Source organism: Bradyrhizobium prioriisuperbiae, assembly GCF_032397745.1.
Classification (GTDB): Bacteria; Pseudomonadota; Alphaproteobacteria; order Rhizobiales; family Xanthobacteraceae; genus Bradyrhizobium_A; species Bradyrhizobium_A prioriisuperbiae.
The window spans coordinates 6,343,833-6,361,202 of sequence record NZ_CP135921.1; the positions used below are offsets into that span (position 1 = coordinate 6,343,833).

17 protein-coding genes and 1 pseudogene are annotated in these 17,370 nt (G+C 63.1%); 10 read left to right on the forward strand and 8 right to left on the reverse strand.

The window, feature by feature from the left end:
• Window positions 1-30: 30 nt before the first annotated feature.
• The 3 genes from RS897_RS30050 to rpsF form a co-directional block, all read right to left on the reverse strand.
• A complete protein-coding gene (locus tag RS897_RS30050; protein WP_315832327.1) occupies window positions 31-993 on the reverse strand; it encodes a DUF2232 domain-containing protein in 963 nt (320 codons plus the stop codon).
• 141 nt (window positions 994-1,134) lie between these two features.
• Complete coding sequence (gene rpsR, locus RS897_RS30055; protein WP_315832328.1) at window positions 1,135-1,374, reverse strand: 30S ribosomal protein S18; 240 nt, start codon at window positions 1,372-1,374, stop codon at window positions 1,135-1,137.
• Between the two features lie 5 nt (window positions 1,375-1,379).
• Window positions 1,380-1,859, reverse strand: coding sequence for a 30S ribosomal protein S6 (gene rpsF, locus RS897_RS30060; RefSeq protein WP_315832329.1), 480 nt, complete (start codon window positions 1,857-1,859; stop codon window positions 1,380-1,382).
• A 502-nt stretch (window positions 1,860-2,361) separates the two neighbouring features.
• On the opposite strand from rpsF, the gene RS897_RS30065 reads away from it, so the two are divergent.
• Together RS897_RS30065 and RS897_RS30070 are read left to right on the forward strand one after the other, a co-directional pair.
• A complete protein-coding gene (locus RS897_RS30065; protein WP_315832330.1) occupies window positions 2,362-3,063 on the forward strand; it encodes a TetR/AcrR family transcriptional regulator C-terminal domain-containing protein in 702 nt (233 codons plus the stop codon).
• Window positions 3,060-4,085, forward strand: coding sequence for a fatty acid desaturase family protein (locus RS897_RS30070; protein ID WP_315832331.1), 1,026 nt, complete (start codon window positions 3,060-3,062; stop codon window positions 4,083-4,085). The genes RS897_RS30065 and RS897_RS30070 overlap by 4 nt, the downstream gene beginning before the upstream one ends.
• Before the next feature lie 5 nt (window positions 4,086-4,090).
• On the opposite strand, the gene RS897_RS30075 is transcribed toward RS897_RS30070, so the two are convergent.
• Window positions 4,091-4,882 (reverse strand): crotonase/enoyl-CoA hydratase family protein, encoded by a 792-nt coding sequence (locus RS897_RS30075; RefSeq protein ID WP_315832332.1) that lies wholly within the window; start codon window positions 4,880-4,882, stop codon window positions 4,091-4,093.
• An 86-nt stretch (window positions 4,883-4,968) separates the two neighbouring features.
• Here RS897_RS30075 and RS897_RS30080 point away from each other — a divergent pair.
• Both RS897_RS30080 and fabD read left to right on the forward strand, forming a co-directional pair.
• Window positions 4,969-5,549, forward strand: a pseudogene (locus RS897_RS30080) (TetR/AcrR family transcriptional regulator).
• 100 nt (window positions 5,550-5,649) lie between these two features.
• Complete coding sequence (fabD, locus tag RS897_RS30085) at window positions 5,650-6,609, forward strand: ACP S-malonyltransferase (protein ID WP_315832333.1); 960 nt, start codon at window positions 5,650-5,652, stop codon at window positions 6,607-6,609.
• Window positions 6,610-6,623: 14 nt separating this feature from the next.
• Here the strand turns inward: fabD and eutC are convergent, their stop codons facing one another.
• Genes eutC through eat form a run of 3 tightly spaced genes read right to left on the reverse strand, consistent with a single transcriptional unit; the run spans window position 6,624 to window position 10,211 of the window.
• On the reverse strand, window positions 6,624-7,415 hold the full coding sequence (gene eutC / locus RS897_RS30090; protein ID WP_315832334.1) for an ethanolamine ammonia-lyase subunit EutC: 792 nt from the start codon (window positions 7,413-7,415) through the stop codon (window positions 6,624-6,626).
• The gene (locus RS897_RS30095; protein WP_315832335.1) at window positions 7,412-8,806 is read right to left on the reverse strand and encodes an ethanolamine ammonia-lyase subunit EutB; all 1,395 of its coding nucleotides are present in this window, start codon (window positions 8,804-8,806) and stop codon (window positions 7,412-7,414) included. The genes eutC and RS897_RS30095 overlap by 4 nt, the downstream gene beginning before the upstream one ends.
• 13 nt (window positions 8,807-8,819) lie before the next feature.
• Window positions 8,820-10,211 carry an ethanolamine permease gene (gene eat, locus RS897_RS30100; protein WP_315832336.1) on the reverse strand — a complete coding sequence of 464 codons (1,392 nt, stop codon included), beginning with the start codon at window positions 10,209-10,211 and terminating at the stop codon, window positions 8,820-8,822.
• A 147-nt stretch (window positions 10,212-10,358) separates the two neighbouring features.
• Here eat and fabG point away from each other — a divergent pair, with 147 nt between their 5' ends.
• From fabG to gmk, 6 genes are all read left to right on the forward strand, one after another.
• On the forward strand, window positions 10,359-11,096 hold the full coding sequence (gene fabG, locus RS897_RS30105; RefSeq protein ID WP_315832337.1) for a 3-oxoacyl-[acyl-carrier-protein] reductase: 738 nt from the start codon (window positions 10,359-10,361) through the stop codon (window positions 11,094-11,096).
• A 292-nt stretch (window positions 11,097-11,388) separates the two neighbouring features.
• Window positions 11,389-11,628, forward strand: coding sequence for an acyl carrier protein (locus tag RS897_RS30110; protein WP_006610957.1), 240 nt, complete (start codon window positions 11,389-11,391; stop codon window positions 11,626-11,628).
• Window positions 11,629-11,726: 98 nt separating this feature from the next.
• Complete coding sequence (fabF, locus tag RS897_RS30115; protein ID WP_315832338.1) at window positions 11,727-12,992, forward strand: beta-ketoacyl-ACP synthase II; 1,266 nt, start codon at window positions 11,727-11,729, stop codon at window positions 12,990-12,992.
• A gap of 234 nt (window positions 12,993-13,226) precedes the next feature.
• Window positions 13,227-14,501, forward strand: a complete 1,275-nt coding sequence (gene mltG, locus RS897_RS30120; protein ID WP_315832339.1) for an endolytic transglycosylase MltG — start codon at window positions 13,227-13,229, stop codon at window positions 14,499-14,501.
• 187 nt (window positions 14,502-14,688) lie between these two features.
• Window positions 14,689-15,576 (forward strand): YicC/YloC family endoribonuclease, encoded by an 888-nt coding sequence (locus RS897_RS30125; RefSeq protein ID WP_315832340.1) that lies wholly within the window; start codon window positions 14,689-14,691, stop codon window positions 15,574-15,576.
• A gap of 3 nt (window positions 15,577-15,579) precedes the next feature.
• A complete protein-coding gene (gene gmk, locus RS897_RS30130; protein WP_315832341.1) occupies window positions 15,580-16,236 on the forward strand; it encodes a guanylate kinase in 657 nt (218 codons plus the stop codon).
• Window positions 16,237-16,307: 71 nt separating this feature from the next.
• Here gmk and RS897_RS30135 read toward each other — a convergent pair whose 3' ends face one another.
• Window positions 16,308-17,366: an alcohol dehydrogenase gene (locus tag RS897_RS30135; RefSeq protein WP_315832342.1), complete on the reverse strand. Its 1,059-nt coding sequence runs from the start codon at window positions 17,364-17,366 to the stop codon at window positions 16,308-16,310.
• Window positions 17,367-17,370: the final 4 nt, after the last annotated feature.

Consider the following 17,370-nt stretch of genomic DNA (forward strand, 5'->3'; position numbering starts at 1 on the left):
TCTCCTTGTGAGTTTTGATGCAGTTGAACGTCAGGATGAAATCGTTGGTGGCTTGAGTTGCTGGATCTTGCGCTGGCGGAAACCAAAAATCGCATCGGCAATGCCGATCAGTGCGACGACCAGGAGCGGCCAGCCGAACACCATGACCACCGCGTAGCTGCTGCCGAGCCAGAGGCCGCGCATCGCGGTCGCCTGCGTCAGGGTGTGGAGTACGGCAAAGCCGACAAAGGCGTAGCCCATCACCAGCGCGGCGGTGATGATCTGCGAAAACAGCGCGAGCAGGCCGCCGGTAAAGCACAGCGCGATCGCCAGCGACAGCGCGGCCAGCGTCATCGGCGGAAGCTCGACGGCCGCCAGCGCGGGCCATGGCCGCGGCAATCGGCCGGATGTCCTGGTGATCTTGCCGGCAAGCCAGAGATTGAGGGTCAGTGTCACCATGGCGACGATGGTGGCCGCGGCCGGCGCGATTGCGACCAGCATGGTGATGACCTTGTCGGCATCCGCGGCGTCGATGCCGCTGGAGTCGCGCATGCCGAGCATCCGCGTCAGGCCTCGCTTGAGAACGTCGGTGATGCTGGTGGCGTCGTAGCCGAGCGAGAGCAGCGCGGTGATCGTGGTCAGCGAGGCAAACGCCGCGAGCCACGCCAGCAGGCGGCCCGGCGGATACCATTCGAGAATCGGCTGCGCTGCCTCTGGGGAACCATCGGCCGGCTTCGCCAGCAGGGCGAGATGGCCGAGCCACCAGGCCGGCAGCGCCACGGTGACAATAAACGCCAGCATATAGGGCAGACCGATCATTGCGCCGATCACGGCGCTGGCGGCCAGGCCGCCGATCAGGGCGGAGCCGGCGCCCCATCCCAGGGCCGCGACCATCAGCGGCAAGGGCGCGAGATAGAACAGGACGAGCGAAATCAGCGCGCCTGAGATGATGGACACGAACATCAGCGCCGAGGCAGCGCCGGCGGCGAGGGCGATGAGAATTTGTACCATCATCAGCTGTCCCGCTCCTTTCGAGCGGTTAGAGGTCGCCTGACCCCAGCCATCGACTGCAGGCGCGATCCCGCAGTCTTATGAAAACGCCTTATGAAAACGAAATCGGCACTGGCGGTGCAATCCGCCGGTGCCGTTGCCGCGTTAGCGGATCACGTAGGGAAGCAGACCAAGAAAGCGCGAGCGCTTGATGGCGCGGGCGAGTTCGCGTTGCTTCTTGGCGGAGACGGCCGTGATACGGCTCGGCACGATCTTGCCGCGCTCGGAGACGTAACGCATCAGCAGCTTGGAATCCTTGTAGTCGATCTTCGGCGCGTTATCGCCCGTGAACGGGCAGGACTTGCGGCGGCGAAAGAACGGGCGGCGTGCACCAGCTTCAGCCATGATTCTTACTCCTCGGTCTCGGCAACGACTGCGACGTCTTCACGGGGGCGACGCGGGCCGCGGTCGCCACGGAAACCGCCACCTTCGCGGTCGCCACGGAAGCCACCGCCTTCGCGGTCGCCGCGGAAGCCGCCGCCACGATCATCACGATCGCGGTCGCGCTCGGCCTTGCGCATCATCGCCGAGGGACCTTCCTCGAGCTCGTCGACGCGCACGGTCAGATAACGAATGACGTCTTCGTTGATCCGCTCCTGGCGCTCGATCTCAGTCACCACCGCGGCCGGGCCGTCGATGTTGAACATGACAAAGTGGGCCTTGCGATTCTTGTTCATGCGATAGGTGAGGGAGCGAATGCCCCACGACTCGGTCTTGGTGACCTTGCCGCCGAGACCTTCGATCACACCCGTCAGTTGTGTGGTGAGTTCTTCAACCTGCTGGGCGCTCGCGTCCTGGCGCGCCAGAAATACATGCTCGTAAAACGGCATGGTCGTCCTTTCCTTGTTGCTGTGGCGCCACCGGCGGCAAGCCCTTCGAGCCCTTCGGGAAAGGCTCGATTGCTCAGAAGGCGGGAACACGGGACAACGGGCAACAAGGCCCTACCGCATCAATCGACCAAAAGAAGATTGCTGAGATCGTCCGTTCAGCTCCCGGCCGGAAGCCCACGAATGGCGCGGGTTATAAGCGATATTTCCCGGATGGCAAGCCGGAACCAGGGTTTTGGGAGCTTTCTTGGGCGGGTAGGGGGAAGCTATCGGCAGTAATCCAGCGGGTTTGGCACATTGAAACCGCTTGTATTATTTGTTTGTATATCATACAAATACTAAGAAGGCAGGCCACATGGTGGAGGGCCGTTCAGGGCAAGGCATTCAAGCCCAGGCATTCAAGCCCAAGCGTTTAGGCCCGGGCGTTTAGGCCCAGGCATTCAGACCCCAAGCGTTCAGGGCCAAGCACTCAGGCCCAGGGCAGACAGGCCCCGAGGAAGATCGAATGGCATCCAAGCCGGTCCGCAGCGAGCCGAAGCATACCGCCCGCGCCACCCGCACGGCGGGCCAGCGGACGCGCTCGCGGCTGCTGGACGCGGCGAGCCGTCTGTTCAAGCAGCAGGGCCTGAGCGCGGTTTCGATCGCGGACATCGCGGCTGCCGCCGACACCTTTCCCAGCCAGATCACCTACTATTTCAAGACCAAGGAGGCGCTGTTTGTGGAGGCGGCCTGTCGCGACGTGCTGCATCTGGCGCGCGCCGCGGAAGAGGCCGCGCACAGCGCCGCGATGCCGGCCGACTACACCCGCACGCTGGTCGACAGCGTCATGCGCGCCGATGCGGTCGGCTTCCTTGTCGAGGCGATGACATTGACGCGCCGTCGCCCCGATCTGGCACCGCTGATCGAGCGCACCGTCGAACGGCTGCATCAGGAGGGCGAACGGGCCTATGCCGGCGAAGTGCAAGCGCGCGGGTGGCGCTCACGGCGCGATCCGGCGATCAGTGCGCGCAAGTTCTGGACGATTGCGGTCGGCGTCACCCTCGAAGGCCACGCGATGCGACGCTCGCCGGACGAGCTTGTCGCGGACATGCTGCGGTTGCTGGAGACGCAGGCGGATGCCGCCGCCTCGGGCCGGGTCGCGCTGCGGCTGATCGACAACGACGATTCAACGAACAGTTTGGACTCGGCGGAGGAGGACACCCCATGACGGCGCTCCGGATTCGGGCCCGCGACCTGATGAGCGATGCCGAACTGATCGAGGTGCGCACCCGCTCGTCCTGGAAGGGCGTGGCGCTGATCGCTCACGCCTGGACGCTGATCTTTGCCGCCATCGCGCTGGTCGCCTGGTGGCCCAATCCGCTGACCTATCTGCTCGCGGTCGCCATCATCGGATCGCGGCAGCTTGGGCTCGCCATCCTGATGCATGACGGTGCGCACGGCAGCCTCGCCAACGGCGACAGGCTCAACATGGGACTGAGCCAGTGGCTGTGCGCCTATCCGGTGTTCGCGGAGACGCGGGCCTATCGCCGCTATCATCTGCAGCATCATGCCCACACCCAGCAGGACAACGATCCCGATCTGGTGCTGTCAGCACCGTTTCCGATCACCGACAAGAGTTATCGGCGCAAGTTCATCCGCGACATCACCGGACAGACCGCCTACCAGCAGCGCAAGGCGCAGTTGCTGAATGCACTGGGAGAGCCGGAGTGGCCGTTCAAGCAGCGCCTGATGCATTTTTGGGACAAGCTCGGACCGCAACTTGTTGTCAATGCCGTGCTGTTCTCCGGCCTGGCGCTTGCCGGCGTATGGTGGGCTTATCCGCTGTTGTGGCTGGTGCCCTTCGTCACCTGGATGATGGTCATCACGCGCATCCGCAATATCGCCGAACACGCGGTGGTGCCCGACAGCAACGACCCGCTGCGCAACACGCGAACCACCAGGGCCGGCGTCTTCGAACGGCTGTTCGTCGCGCCATACTATGTGAACTATCATCTCGAGCATCATCTGCTGTTCTATGTTCCTTGCTACAACCTGCCGCGCGTGCACGCGATCCTGTCGCGCGGGCCGCATGTCGGCCGCATGGAAGTGCAGCCCGGTTATCTGGCCGTGCTGCGGCTAGCGACAGCGAAGCCAAGGGATCAGGACCGGCCGGGGAAAATCGTCAGCAATGCGCGGCGGGCGCGAGCCGGGACCAGCATGGGCGGTGATCAGGCAGCCTCCGGTTTCTGACTGCGCTATTCGCCGGTGTAGACCGGCTGCCGCCGTGCCATCCATGCCGCAAGACCTTCACGCAGGTCGTGGGTCGGTACCATGCGCGCGAACTGTTCGCTCTCCATCTGCAGCCCTTCACCGATGCTCACATTCAGTCCGCGGGTCACCGCGGTGATGATACGGCCGGTTGCCAGTGGCGAATGGCGCAGGATGCGTTGCGCCAAATCGAGGGCGCTCGGCAGTAACTCGTCGTGGGGTACCACGCGATTGACCAGGCCGATCTCGCGGGCATGAGCCGGCGAAAACGGATCGCCCGTCAGCAACAGTTCGAGCGCGCGCTTGCGCCCGGCCAGCCGCGGCAGCCGCTGTGTTCCACCGAAGGTCGGCGGCATCCCGAGGTTGATTTCCGGCTTGGCGAACAGTGCGCTCTCGCTGGCGATGGCCAGATGAACCGCCTCGGTGATCTCGCAGCCGTCGCCGAACGCAAGCCCGTTGATGGCGGCGATCACTGGCTTCGGAAACGCCTCCAGCCGCGCCGTCATCGCCTGGCCGCGCCGAACGAAGTCGCGTACGGCCGTATCAGTGCCGCGCTGCACGCTTGCGGAGAACTCGTGGATATCGGCCCCTGCGGAAAAGGCGCGTTCGCCCGCGCCGGTCAGGATCACGGCATGCACGTCGGGGGCGGCCTCGATTGCGTCGAGGTGTGCTATCAGCGCGTCCACCATGGCGTAGTTCAGGGCGTTGAGCTTGTGCGGCCGGTTCAGGGTCAGCAGCGCGATGCGGTCTTTAACCTCGATGAGGACGGGTTCGGACATTGGATCTTCCATGCTTGGTGCGTTGACATCCAGGCTAGGTTGACCGGAGCATTGTGTATACTCACTGACCGGTATACATCGGGCTCATGCCTCGATCCGCTCAACCGACCCGCGACCGCATTGTCGCAACAGCCTCCAGGTTGTTCTATAGCGAAGGTATCCGCGGCGTGAGCGTGGATGCGGTCGCCGACGCAGCCGGTCTCACCAAGCGCACGCTGTATTATCATTTCAAGAGCAAGGACGATCTGGTGGCGGCCTACCTCGAGGCCCGCGACCAGCCGAACCTCGCGCTGTTCAAGCGCTGGTTTACCGAGACCAAAGGCAGTTCGGCGGCGAAGGTGCAGGGCATCTTCCGCAATCTGGCCCGTTCGGCGCGGCATCCGAAATGGAAGGGCTGCGGCTTCCTGCGCACCTCGGCGGAGCTCGCCAACATGCCGGGACATCCGGCGATCAAGATCGGTGCCGCGCACAAGAAGAAGTTCGAGGCTTGGCTGCGGATGTGTTCGAGGCGGAGAAGACGGGAAGCGGCGCACAACTGGCCCGGCAGATTGTCCTGCTGCTCGACGGATCGTTCGCGGTTGTTTTGTTGCACCGCGATGCGTCCTACATGGAGACCGCGGGTGAGGCTGCGTTTTCGCTGGTCAGCGCGGCCTTGAAGGGGCGGTAGTGCTGATGCCGGCGGCGGCGGTTCGGTTTTGCGATGTCAGGCGGCTTGACAGGACCGCCTCGACCGGTGTCTTACGGCCCAAATCTTGAGGGACACCAGCATGACGGCAGCATTTACATTCCCCGGGCAGGGCTCGCAGGCGGTTGGCATGGGCAAGGCGCTGGCCGATGCGTTTCCGGCCGCGCGTGCGGTTTTCGACGAGGTCGATGCCGCGCTCGGCGAGAAACTGACCGCCATCATCTGGGACGGTCCGGCGGAGACGTTGCAGCTCACAGAGAATGCCCAGCCCGCCCTGATGGCGGTGTCGCTGGCGACGCTGCGCGTGCTGGAAAGCGAGGCCGGAGTTTCGGTCGCCCGCGATGCAGCGTTCGTCGCGGGACATTCGCTCGGGGAGTATTCCGCGCTGGCGGCGGCGGGCGCACTGTCGATCAGCGACACCGCGCGACTGTTGCGCACCCGCGGGCGTGCGATGCAGAAGGCTGTTCCTGTCGGCGTCGGTGCCATGGCCGCATTGCTCGGCCTCGATTACGACACCGCGGTCGCGATCGCAGCGGAAGCGGCGCAGGGGCAGGTGTGCGGCGCGGCCAATGACAATGGTGGTGGCCAGGTTGTTGTTTCCGGCAACACCGAAGCGGTCGATCGGGCGGTGGAGATCGCCAAGGGCAGGGGCGCCAAACGTGCGATGCTGTTGCCGGTGTCCGCGCCATTTCATTGCGCGCTGATGCAGCCGGCCGCCGATGCCATGGCGGAGGCGCTTGCCGGCGTGACTATCAATGCACCGCTGGTGCCGCTGGTTGCCAACGTGCTGGCCGCGCCGATCATCAGTCCGGATGAGATCCGCCGGCGCCTTGTCGAGCAGGTGACGGGAACGGTGCGCTGGCGTGAGTCCGTGACGTTCATGGCTGGACAGGGCGTGAAGCTGTTCGTCGAGATCGGCGCCGGCAAGGTGCTGTCGGGCCTGGTCAGGCGCATCGCGGACGGTGCGATCGGCACCGCGGTCGGCTCGCCCAACGATATCGCCGGCGTGAAGGATGCCATTGCGGCCGCGCGCGCAGGTTGATCTTGAGGGGAAGGCTATGGTCGCGGCAGGGTTTTGCTGCCGCTACCGGGAGCCATCAGCGCCAGATCGCTTTCGTCCTTGAGATCGACCCCGGTGACGGCGCGGCGCAGCGCCTCGCGGATCAGCCAGTTCAGTTTGAACGCAGCCATCGCATAGCTCAGGCCTTCAGGGCGCACGTTGGAGATGCAGTTGCGGCCCGCATCGTTGCGGCCGCGATAGGGCGCATGGGTGATGTAGATGCCGAGGCTGTCGGGTGAACTGAGGCCCGGTCGCTCGCCGATCAGCATGATCGAGAGTTTCGTGTTCATGATGTCAGCCACTTCGTCGGCGAGGGCGACCCGCGCCTGCGTCGCAATGACGACCGCGGGCGCGCAGCGGACGTGGTCGGCGAGCAGTGGCTGCAGCGCTGCCAGCAGCGGCGCGGCATGGCGGTCGATCGCCAGTGACGACAGGCCGTCACCGATCACGATGCAGACGTCCGATGGCGACGCTTTCATCGCCTGCAGTTTCCTGACATCCTCGGGGTCGAGCACCCGGCCGAGATCGGGGCGTCGCAGATAGGTCATGCGGTCGGACGCCTGGCTGCGCACCTCGATGACATCACGTCCCTGCTGTCGCAATGCCGCATCCAGTGCCGGCACGTCGAGCGCGGCATGAATGGCGTCGCGGGCCATGGCGTGCGCCCAGCCAAAACGCAGCACCTCGTCGGTCGGCATGCCGGCGCCAGCGCGTCCCAGCGCGAGGCGCGCCGGCGTGACGCTGCGCCAGTCGGTCCACGGACTTTCCGTGACGACATCGTCGGTCATGCGACCAATGCCTTGAGTGCGGCCATGCCGCCAATCAGCGGATTGGGCGAGGGCGGACGCAGCCGCCCTCCGACATCGGTGATCTGCATCCGCTGCAACCAGGCTTCGAACTCGGGAGCGCGCTTGAGGCCGAGGGTATCGCGCAGAAACAGCGCGTCATGAAACGATGTGCTCTGGTAGTTCAGCATCACGTCGTCGGCACCGGGGATGCCCATGATGAAGCTGATGCCGGCGGCGCCGAGCAACACCAGCAGAGTGTCCATGTCGTCCTGATCGGCTTCGGCGTGATTGGTGTAACAGATGTCGCAGCCGAGCGGCAGTCCCAGCAGCTTGCCGCAGAAATGATCCTCCAGGCCGGCGCGAATGATCTGCTTGCCGTCGTAGAGATATTCGGGGCCGATGAAGCCCACTACGGTGTTGATCAGGAGCGGCTTGTAGCGCCGCGCCAGCGCGTAGGCGCGCGCTTCGCAGGTCTGCTGGTCGACGCCGAAATTGGCATCGGCCGACAGTGCGCTGCCTTGTCCGGTCTCGAAATACATCACGTTGTCGCCGACGGTGCCGCGTTTCAGGGCAAGCGCGGCGTCGCGGGCTTCATCCAGCAATTCCGGCGTGACACCGAACGAGCGATTGGTTTTCTCGGTGCCGCCGATCGATTGAAACACGAGGTCGATCGGCGCGCCGCCCTCGGCGAGCTTCAGCGTGTTGGTGACATGGGTGAGCACACAGCTCTGGGTCGGAATTTCGAACCGCTCGATCACCTCGTCCAGCATGCGCAAGAGATCACCCAGCACCGGCATGCTGTCGGACGCTGGATTCAGCCCGATCACCGCGTCCCCCGATCCCATCAGGAGGCCGTCCAGCGTCGAGGCTGCGACGCCGCGCAGATCGTCGGTTGGATGATTGGGCTGCAGCCGCACCGCGAGATGGCCGGGAAGACCGATGGTATTGCGAAAGCGTGTGACCACCCGGCATTTGCGGGCGACCGCGACCAGATCCTGGTTGCGCATCAGTTTGGAAACCGCAGCCACCATTTCGGGCGTCAGCCCCGGCGCTAGCGCGGCGAGCGCCTCGGTCGTCGCCTTGTCCGACAGCAGCCAGTTGCGGAAATCGCCAACGGTCAGGTGCGAAACCTGTGCGAAGGCCGCCGCGTCGTGCTCGTCGATGATCAGCCGGGTGATGTTGTCGTCTTCGTAGGGAATCAGCGCCTCGACCAGGAACTGCTTCAATGGCGTCTCGGCCAGCACATGACGGGCCGCCATCCGCTCTTGCGCGGTGGCGGCGCCGATGCCTGCGAGATAATCCCCCGAGCGCGCTGGGCTCGCAAACGCCATCACCTGCTTCAGGTCGTCGAAGACGAAGAGCTGCGATTCGATGGCGGTTCGATAACGCATCGGCGGCTACCACTTAGACGGTGACGGAAAGCATCTCGTCGGGCGCAGCGGTCCTGCGTTGTTCGGCCGTGAGCCTGAAGTATCCATAAGCAAGGGCCATCAGCACCAGGAAAAGCAGCGTCAGCATACCATTAAACCAGACCATGGCGCCAAGACAAACCAGACCCAGTACGAATGCAATAGCGGGGAACACCGGATAGAATGGGGCGCGATAGGTGCGCAGCATATCCGGCTCACTGCGGCGAAGCTTGAAGAGGGCGGCCATCGAGATCAGGTACATGATGATGGCGCCCAGCACCGACATGGTCACGATATTGGCAGTCAATGTCTGACCGCCGAACTGCACCCACTCATCGCTGAAGATTGCGACAATACCGATGATGCCGCCCGCAAGCAGCGCCCGATGCGGCGTGTTGAAGCGTGGGCTCAGGGCGGCGAAGGTTGCAGGCAGATAGCCGGCGCGGGCCAGCGCGAAAATCTGGCGCGAATAGCCCATGATGATGCCGTGGAACGAGGCGATCAGTCCGAACAGGCCGATCCACACCAGCATGTGCAGCCAGCCGCTGTTTTCTCCGACCACCACCTTCATCGCCTGCGGCAGCGGATCATTGATGTTGGCGAGCGTGCGCCAGTCGCCGACACCGCCGGCGAAAATCATGACGCCGAACGCCAGCACGACCAGCGTGAGAATGCCGACAGTGTAGGCGATCGGAATGGTCCGGTGTGGATCGCGGGCCTCCTCGGCGGCCATAGCGGCGCCTTCGATCGCCAGGAAGAACCAGATGGCGAACGGAATGGATGCGAAAATGCCTGATATCGCCGCACCATTGAGCGAGTTTCCGCCAGCCCAGCCATTGGCCATGAAGTTCGACAGCGTCCAGCCCGGCGCCACTACACCCATGAACACCAGAAGCTCGGCGATCGCGAGAATTGTCACGAACAGCTCGAAGGTCGCGGCGATGCCTACGCCGATCCAGTTCAGGCCGATGAAGATCACGTACGATCCGAGCGCGAACCACTTCGGATTGATTCCCGGAAACTGCACATTGAGATAGGCGCCGATCGCCAGCGCGATGGCCGGCGGCGCGAACACGAATTCCACCAAAGTGGCGAAGCCGGCGATGAAGCCGCCGTTTGGTCCGAAGGCGCGACGGGCATAGGCGAACGGCCCGCCGGCATGCGGGATGGCGGTCGAGAGTTCGGTGAAACTGAAAATGAAGGTTGTGTACATCGTCGCGACCAGCACGGTGGCAACCAGAAAGCCCAGCGTACCGGCGGTATTCCAGCCGTAGCTCCAGCCGAAATACTCTCCCGAGATCACGAGGCCGACCGCGATGCCCCAGAGCTGGAACGGGCCCAGAACCTTTTGCAGACCGGCCGACGGGGAGTTTTCAGGTTGGGACATGTGTTTTCCTCGATGTTGGCGGGTAACAACATGCAAGGGCGGTGCCATATGATTGTCATATCTTCATCGCCGGTGGCATTGACGAGAAGCATTTTCTTGCGGCACACCCACGTTCAATTGACCGTATAAGGCTCCGAGGGGAACACAATGTTTGATTTGACTGGCAGGAGCGCTCTCGTCACCGGCGCGACCGGCGGCATCGGTGGCGCCATTGCAAAGGCGCTGCATGCGCAAGGCGCGACTGTGGCGATTTCCGGGACCCGCCGCGAGGTGCTCGATACGCTGGCGGCGGAACTGGGCGATCGTGTCCACGTGCTGCCCTGCAATCTGTCCGACGCGGCCGAGGTGGAGGCCCTGGTGCCATCCGCCGAGAAGGCGATGGGGCAGCTGGACATCCTGGTCAGCAATGCCGGCATCACCCGGGACAATCTGTTCGTGCAACTGCGCGACGAAGATTTCACCGACGTCATCAATGTCAATCTGACGGCGACCTTCCGGCTGGCCCGTGCCGCCACCAAACTGATGATGCGCAAGCGCTTCGGCCGCATCATCGCGATCACGTCGGTGGTCGGCGTCACCGGCAATGCGGGGCAGGGCAATTATGCTGCCTCCAAGGCCGGCCTGATCGGAATGATGAAGTCGCTGGCCCAGGAATACGCCAAGCGCAATGTGACCGCCAACTGCATCGCCCCGGGCTTTATTGCGACGCCGATGACCGATGTTCTGAACGAAAAACAGCGCGAAGCGGTGCTGTCGAAGGTGCCGGCCGCGCGCCTGGGGAGCCCGGACGATATTGCTGCGGCTGCGGTTTATCTGGCCTCGAACGAAGCCGCCTATGTCACCGGCCAGACCCTTCATGTCAACGGTGGAATGGCAATGATTTGAAGCCTCTACCGACCCTTTTGAACACTTTTTGCGACTTTCCGTCGGCTGGCTTATGGCCGGGAAGTATGCTAACCGGACGGCAATCGGGTGGGGACAAGAACGCCATTGCAGGATTCCAAAACCCTGTATATTGCCGTGGCAGAACCGGTCGCCGTTTCTGGGGCCACGCAGGCTGCCTTTTGCAGTCTGTATGGGAACGGGCGGAGCTGGCAGCAGGGCTTTAGCGAATTGACGTACCCGATGGCTTTTGCCGCGTTGCGGCTGAGTCCAATGGAACAAGCACGAGGTTGAAATGAGCGAGATTGGCGAGCGAGTTAAGAAGATCGTGGTCGAACACCTTGGTGTTGAGCCTGAGAAAGTTGTCGACAACGCGAGCTTCATCGACGATCTCGGCGCGGACAGCCTCGATACGGTCGAGCTGGTGATGGCGTTCGAGGAAGAGTTCGGCTGCGAAATTCCCGACGATGCCGCGGAAACGATCCTGACTGTGGGCGACGCCACCAAGTTTCTGGAAAAGAACGCCAAGAGCTGACGGCCGCATATGGTGTTGCAGAAGCCGGACGGACCGCTTGACCGGTCCACCGGCTTCTTGCCATCTGCCATACGGGCGCCGGGCCGGAGTTTTAGAAAATGAGACGGGTCGTCGTCACAGGCCTCGGCATGTTGTCGCCACTCGGCTGCGGCGTCGAGGAGACCTGGAAGCGCATCATCAATGGCGAGTCGGGTGCGCGGAAGATCGACAGTTTCGACGTTTCCGACCTGCCGAGCAAGATCGGCTGTGTCATTCCACGTGGTGACGGCAGCAACGGGACCTTCAATGCGGACCAGTGGGTCGATCCGAAGGATCAGCGCAAGGTCGACGCTTTTATCGTCTACGCGATGTGCGCCGCCAAGCAGGCGCTCGACGATGCGAATTGGCACCCCACCACCGAAGAGGACAAGTGCGCCACCGGCATTGTTGTCGGCTCCGGGATCGGTGGAATCGATGGTATCGCCGAGACCGCAATCACGCTGAAGGAGCGTGGGCCGCGCAAAGTGTCGCCATTCTTCATTCCCGGGCGCCTGATTAATCTCGCATCCGGGTACGTCTCGATTGCGCATGGGCTGAAGGGCCCGAACCATGCAGTGGTCACGGCCTGCTCGACCGGCGCGCATGCGATCGGCGATGCGTCGCGACTGATTGCGCTGGGTGATGCGGAGGTCATGGTCGCCGGGGGGGCCGAATCTCCTGTTAATCGCATCGCGATGGCTGGCTTCTGCGCGCTTCGGGCGATGTCGACCGGTTTTAACGAAACTCCCGAAAAAGCGTCGCGACCATACGATCGCGACCGGGACGGCTTCGTGATGGGCGAGGGGGCCGGCATCGTGGTGCTCGAGGAGTATGAGCACGCAAAGAAGCGCGGCGCCAAAATTTACGCCGAAGTCGTCGGCTACGGCCTTTCAGGCGATGCCTACCATATCACGGCACCGGCAGAAGACGGCGATGGCGCTTTCCGCTGCATGACTGCGGCGCTGAAGCGGGCAGGTCTTGCCGCGGCCGATCTCGACTACATCAACGCCCATGGCACATCGACCCCGCTCGGCGACGAGATCGAACTCGGCGCGGCGCAGCGGTTGCTCGGCAATGCCGCCTCCAAGGTCTCGATGTCCTCCACCAAATCCTCGACCGGCCACTTGCTCGGTGCGGCGGGAGCGATCGAGGCGATTTTCAGCATTCTGGCGATTCGCGACAATATCGCGCCGCCGACCATCAATCTGGAGAACCCGTCGGTTGAAACCACAATCGACCTCGTGCCGCAGAAAGCGCGGGAGCGGGAGATCAACATTGCGCTGTCCAACTCGTTCGGCTTTGGAGGAACGAACGCATCGTTGATTGTGCGGCGTGTGGCCAATTAACTGGATTTTCGAAGTAATTCCAATGTTTTGCCATATTCCGCGACGATTGGTTTGAATGGGCGTTTGAAAAGATCGCGTTCAGCTATAGTCGGGACCGGTTTCGCTTTGGCGTTTTGAAGACACAGGCTGGATGTGGAGTTTTCGCGCAATCGGTTTCCAGTCTGCATAAATGCGGGTTCGGATGCGGGGGCCGCACCGGACCAAAATTGAATCGACAGGATTCAGGTTGCATCGATGAGTGAAAGACCGCCCATTTCGCCGAGAAGTCCGCGCGCGGCCTTGGAACCCGAACAGGTCCCGCCGCCGCCGAAGCGCTCCGCGCGTGCGCGTAATCCGTTGGTCATTGCTGGAAACGCAATCATCACCATCATCCTTGTCGCGATGCTCGGCGCGGGCGGGGCCTATGTGTACGGCAAGCAGAAGATCGAAGCCCCGGGACCGCTCAAGGAAGAGAAGATCGTCAATATTCCGTCGCGCGCGGGAATGGGCGATATTGCGGATATCCTGCAGCGCGAGGGGGTCATCGACAATAACCGGTGGATGTTCTTCGGCGGCGTCTTCGCCATGAAGGCGCGCCAGGAGCTGAAGTCGGGCGAATACGCGTTCCAGAAGAATGCGAGCCTGCGCGATGTCATCAACACCATTGTTGATGGCAAGGTCGTGCAGCATGCATTCACGATTCCGGAGGGACTGACCTCCGAACAAATCGTGGCACGGCTTTTGGAGAACGATGTGCTTGCCGGGCAGATCAAGGAGATGCCCCGCGAAGGCACGTTGTTGCCCGAGACCTACAAATTCCCGCGGGGCACCACCCGCGACCAGGTGATCCAGCGCATGCAACAGGCGCAGCGTCGCGTGCTGGCCGAAGTCTGGGAACGCCGCAATGCGGATATCCCGATCAAGAGCCCGGAGCAGTTGATTACGCTGGCCTCGATCGTCGAGAAAGAGACCGGCCGCGCCGATGAGCGCAGCCGGGTCGCCGCAGTGTTCGCCAACCGTATCAGGCAGAAAATCAAGCTGCAGTCCGATCCGACCATCATCTATGGATTGGTCGGCGGCAAGGGCACGCTCGGCCGTCCGATCAAGCGCAGCGAAATCCAGCAGCCGTCGCCATACAATACCTATGTCATCGATGGATTGCCGCCGGGTCCCATCGCCAATCCGGGCCGTGCGTCGCTCGAGGCCACCGCCAATCCCGCGCGCACGCGCGATCTGTTCTTCGTCGCCGATGGCACCGGCGGTCACAGCTTCTCGGAGAGCTACGACCAACACCAGAAGAACGTGGTCAAGCTGCGGGCGATCGAGAAGCAGCAGCAGAATGATACGGTCGAGCCGGCCGACGATCCGCAGCCAGCTGCATCGACGCCCGCGGACACGGCACCCGCTGCCGCCGATCCGACCAAGCCTGGCGCCACCAAGCAGAAACAGCGCGCAGCCAATCCGAAGCGGGCGGCTGCCAATGCCAAGGGCGGCGCGGCTCCGGCGGCACCGGAGCCGGTCGAGCAATAGGCGAAATGCTGCGCCAGCTTGTGAGCCCGGACGCGCGCGGATAAAGTCCTGATGTCTCGAATCTGATGGGCTGGCGCGGTCGCTGGACCGGCTTTCGGACCAGAAGCATGCCTTTATTGTTGAGCTATTTTCCGCGGCGGGCCGAACGGCCTTTGCCGGGAACTGCTCGAGTTGGAGCGATTTTATAATGGCGTTATCCAGCATGACCGGTTTCGCGCGGAGCCACGGCAGCAGCGGGCCTTATGCGTTTGAATGGGAGCTGAAGTCGGTCAATGCCAAGGGGTTCGACTTCCGCATGCGATTGCCGCCGGGCTGGGACGACATCGAGCCGTTGATCCGCAAGCGCGCCGCCGATGCATTGTCGCGCGGGACGGTCTACGCCAATCTCACCGTCAAGCGGGCGATTGCGACATCCGCCGTGCGTGTCAATGAAGACGTGCTGGCCTCGATCCTGAAAGTCGCCGGCGAACTGTCGGCGAAGACCGGAGCTGCGGCACCTACGGTCGACGGCTTGCTCGGCATCAAGGGCGTGATCGAGGTGGTCGAACCCGAGAACGACGAAACCGAGGATCAGGCGGCCCGCACCGCGGTGGTCGCCGCCTTCGAGGACGGACTGAAGAATCTTGTCGAGATGCGCCGGCGCGAAGGTGTGGCCCTCGGTCAGATCCTGGGCCTGCGGCTCGGCGAGATCGAGCAGCTTGCGGCCAAGGCGGATGCCGCACCAGGCCGCAAGCCCGAAGCGGTGCGGGCGCGACTGGCCGAGCAGATCACGGCGCTGCTGGAGACGTCGGATCGTTTCGATCCGGATCGGTTGAGCCAGGAAGCGATCATGATCGCGGCGAAAGCCGACATTCGTGAGGAACTTGATCGCATTGCTTCCCATGTCACGCAGGCGCGCGAAATGATCGGCAAGGGCGGCGCGATCGGGCGGCGGCTCGATTTCCTCGCGCAGGAATTCAACCGCGAGGTGAACACCACCTGCTCGAAAGCCAATGATCTGGAATTGACCAACACCGGACTTGAGATGAAGAACGTGGTCGAGCAATTCCGCGAACAGGTGCAGAATCTGGAGTAGGACATGACAAGCGGCCACGGCATCGCAGGTGTGGAGCGGCGCGGACTGATGTTCGTGCTGTCGTCGCCGTCGGGAGCGGGGAAGACGACACTGTCGCGGTTGCTGCTGGACCGCATGCCCGGATTGAGCATGTCGGTGTCTGCGACCACGCGCGCCAAGCGTCCCGCCGAGCAGGATGGCCGTGACTATCACTTCGTCGACAAGGCCCGCTTCGAGGCGATGGTCAAGAACGACGAATTGCTGGAATGGGCGACTGTGTTCGACAATCGCTACGGCACGCCGCGCGCACCGGTAGAGGCAGCGCTGTCGTCGGGAAGCGACGTGCTGTTCGACATCGACTGGCAGGGCACCCAGCAACTGCGCGAGAAAGCCCGTGCCGATGTCGTCAGCGTGTTCATCCTGCCGCCGTCAGCCGCCGACCTGGAAAAGCGCTTGCATACCCGTGCGCAGGACTCCGACGAGGTGATCCGCGGACGCATGAGCCGCGCCACCCATGAACTCAGCCACTGGGCCGAATACGACTACATCGTCATCAACTACGATGTGGAGGACGCGTTTGCCGAAGTGCAATCGATCCTCCAGGCTGAGCGGCTGAAGCGCGAGCGGCGCACCGGCCTGACCGCATTCGTGCGCGATCTGCAAAAGCAGCTTGGTCAGTGAGGCAGCTTGGTCAGTGAGTCAGAAGCGCGGCCACGAGGGCGGCCGCGCATCGCTTGTCCGGTGGGATGGCGTCAGTTCACCATCATGATGCGACCGACGACTTTTCCGGCGCGCAATTCCTCGATCCACTTCTGCACATCGGCCATCGGTTCTTCCTTGATCGGCGGCGCGGAAATCTTGCCCGCGCGGGCCAGCGCCATCAGTTCCTTGCCTTCGGCCAGGGTGCCGGTCATGAAGCCTTCGATGGTCATGCGCTTGTAGATCCACTGCACCTGCGGAATGCTGAAGGTGCCGCCCATCAGCCCGGACACTGCAATCTTGCCGCCGCGGGCGAGCACGGAAACCGCGAAGGCCATCGATTTCTCGTTGCCTGCGAAGTCGACGATTTCGTCAAATCCGCCATTGGTCTCTTTCAGAATGCGCTTGACCACGTCGGGCTCGCTTGGGTCGTAGGCGAACGAGGCACCATTCTTCAGCGCGGTGTCGCGCGCCGCCGGGCTGAGATCTGCGACCGAGATCTTCTGCTTGAACATCGCCTGTGCGAATGAAAGGCCCATCATGCCGACGCCGCCCAACCCGATCAGCAGCAGATTGCGCTGCCGCGGGCGATCGACCAGACGCTTGAGCGCGCCATAGGCGGTGGCGCCCGAGCACATCAGCGTGGCGGCGAGATTGATCGGCAGCGGATCGTAATCGAGCAGATATTTCTCGTCCGGAACGATTACGTGGCTGGCGAAGCCGCCGTCGATCGAGACGCCGAGGAAGCGATTCTTGGCACAGAGATTTTCGTCGCCATTCAGGCAGTCCGGACATTGCCCGCAGCCGATCCAGGGAAACACCGCTTTGCTTTTACCGATCAGCTCGCTGGATCCCTCCGGTCCGACTTCCTCGATCACGCCTGCGATCTCGTGTCCAAGCGTGAAGGGAAGCACCATGCCACGCGTGGTATCGAGGCGCTTGCCGCCGCCGATGTCGGCATAGCCGTCCTGAATGTGAAGATCGGAGTGACACAGGCCACAGCGTTCGATGCGCAGCAGGATCTCGCGGCCCTGAGGCTTTGGTGTATCGATGATGGTTTCGCAGAGCGGAGCATCGAATTTGACCAGTGACTGGCGGCGCATGAGCGGCATGACG

Excerpts from the sequence above, each read along its gene's own strand:
- RS897_RS30050 (WP_315832327.1), bottom strand. The coding sequence starts at position 993 with ATGATGGTACAAATTCTCATCGCCCTCGCCGCCGGCGCTGCCTCGGCG.
- rpsR (WP_315832328.1), bottom strand. The coding sequence starts at position 1,374 with ATGGCTGAAGCTGGTGCACGCCGCCCGTTCTTTCGCCGCCGCAAGTCC.
- rpsF (WP_315832329.1), bottom strand. The coding sequence starts at position 1,859 with ATGCCGTTTTACGAGCATGTATTTCTGGCGCGCCAGGACGCGAGCGCC.
- RS897_RS30065 (WP_315832330.1), top strand. The coding sequence starts at position 2,362 with ATGGCATCCAAGCCGGTCCGCAGCGAGCCGAAGCATACCGCCCGCGCC.
- RS897_RS30070 (WP_315832331.1), top strand. The coding sequence starts at position 3,060 with ATGACGGCGCTCCGGATTCGGGCCCGCGACCTGATGAGCGATGCCGAA.
- RS897_RS30075 (WP_315832332.1), bottom strand. The coding sequence starts at position 4,882 with ATGTCCGAACCCGTCCTCATCGAGGTTAAAGACCGCATCGCGCTGCTG.
- fabD (WP_315832333.1), top strand. The coding sequence starts at position 5,650 with ATGACGGCAGCATTTACATTCCCCGGGCAGGGCTCGCAGGCGGTTGGC.
- eutC (WP_315832334.1), bottom strand. The coding sequence starts at position 7,415 with ATGACCGACGATGTCGTCACGGAAAGTCCGTGGACCGACTGGCGCAGC.
- RS897_RS30095 (WP_315832335.1), bottom strand. The coding sequence starts at position 8,806 with ATGCGTTATCGAACCGCCATCGAATCGCAGCTCTTCGTCTTCGACGAC.
- eat (WP_315832336.1), bottom strand. The coding sequence starts at position 10,211 with ATGTCCCAACCTGAAAACTCCCCGTCGGCCGGTCTGCAAAAGGTTCTG.
- fabG (WP_315832337.1), top strand. The coding sequence starts at position 10,359 with ATGTTTGATTTGACTGGCAGGAGCGCTCTCGTCACCGGCGCGACCGGC.
- RS897_RS30110 (WP_006610957.1), top strand. The coding sequence starts at position 11,389 with ATGAGCGAGATTGGCGAGCGAGTTAAGAAGATCGTGGTCGAACACCTT.
- fabF (WP_315832338.1), top strand. The coding sequence starts at position 11,727 with ATGAGACGGGTCGTCGTCACAGGCCTCGGCATGTTGTCGCCACTCGGC.
- mltG (WP_315832339.1), top strand. The coding sequence starts at position 13,227 with ATGAGTGAAAGACCGCCCATTTCGCCGAGAAGTCCGCGCGCGGCCTTG.
- RS897_RS30125 (WP_315832340.1), top strand. The coding sequence starts at position 14,689 with ATGGCGTTATCCAGCATGACCGGTTTCGCGCGGAGCCACGGCAGCAGC.
- gmk (WP_315832341.1), top strand. The coding sequence starts at position 15,580 with ATGACAAGCGGCCACGGCATCGCAGGTGTGGAGCGGCGCGGACTGATG.
- RS897_RS30135 (WP_315832342.1), bottom strand. The coding sequence starts at position 17,366 with ATGCCGCTCATGCGCCGCCAGTCACTGGTCAAATTCGATGCTCCGCTC.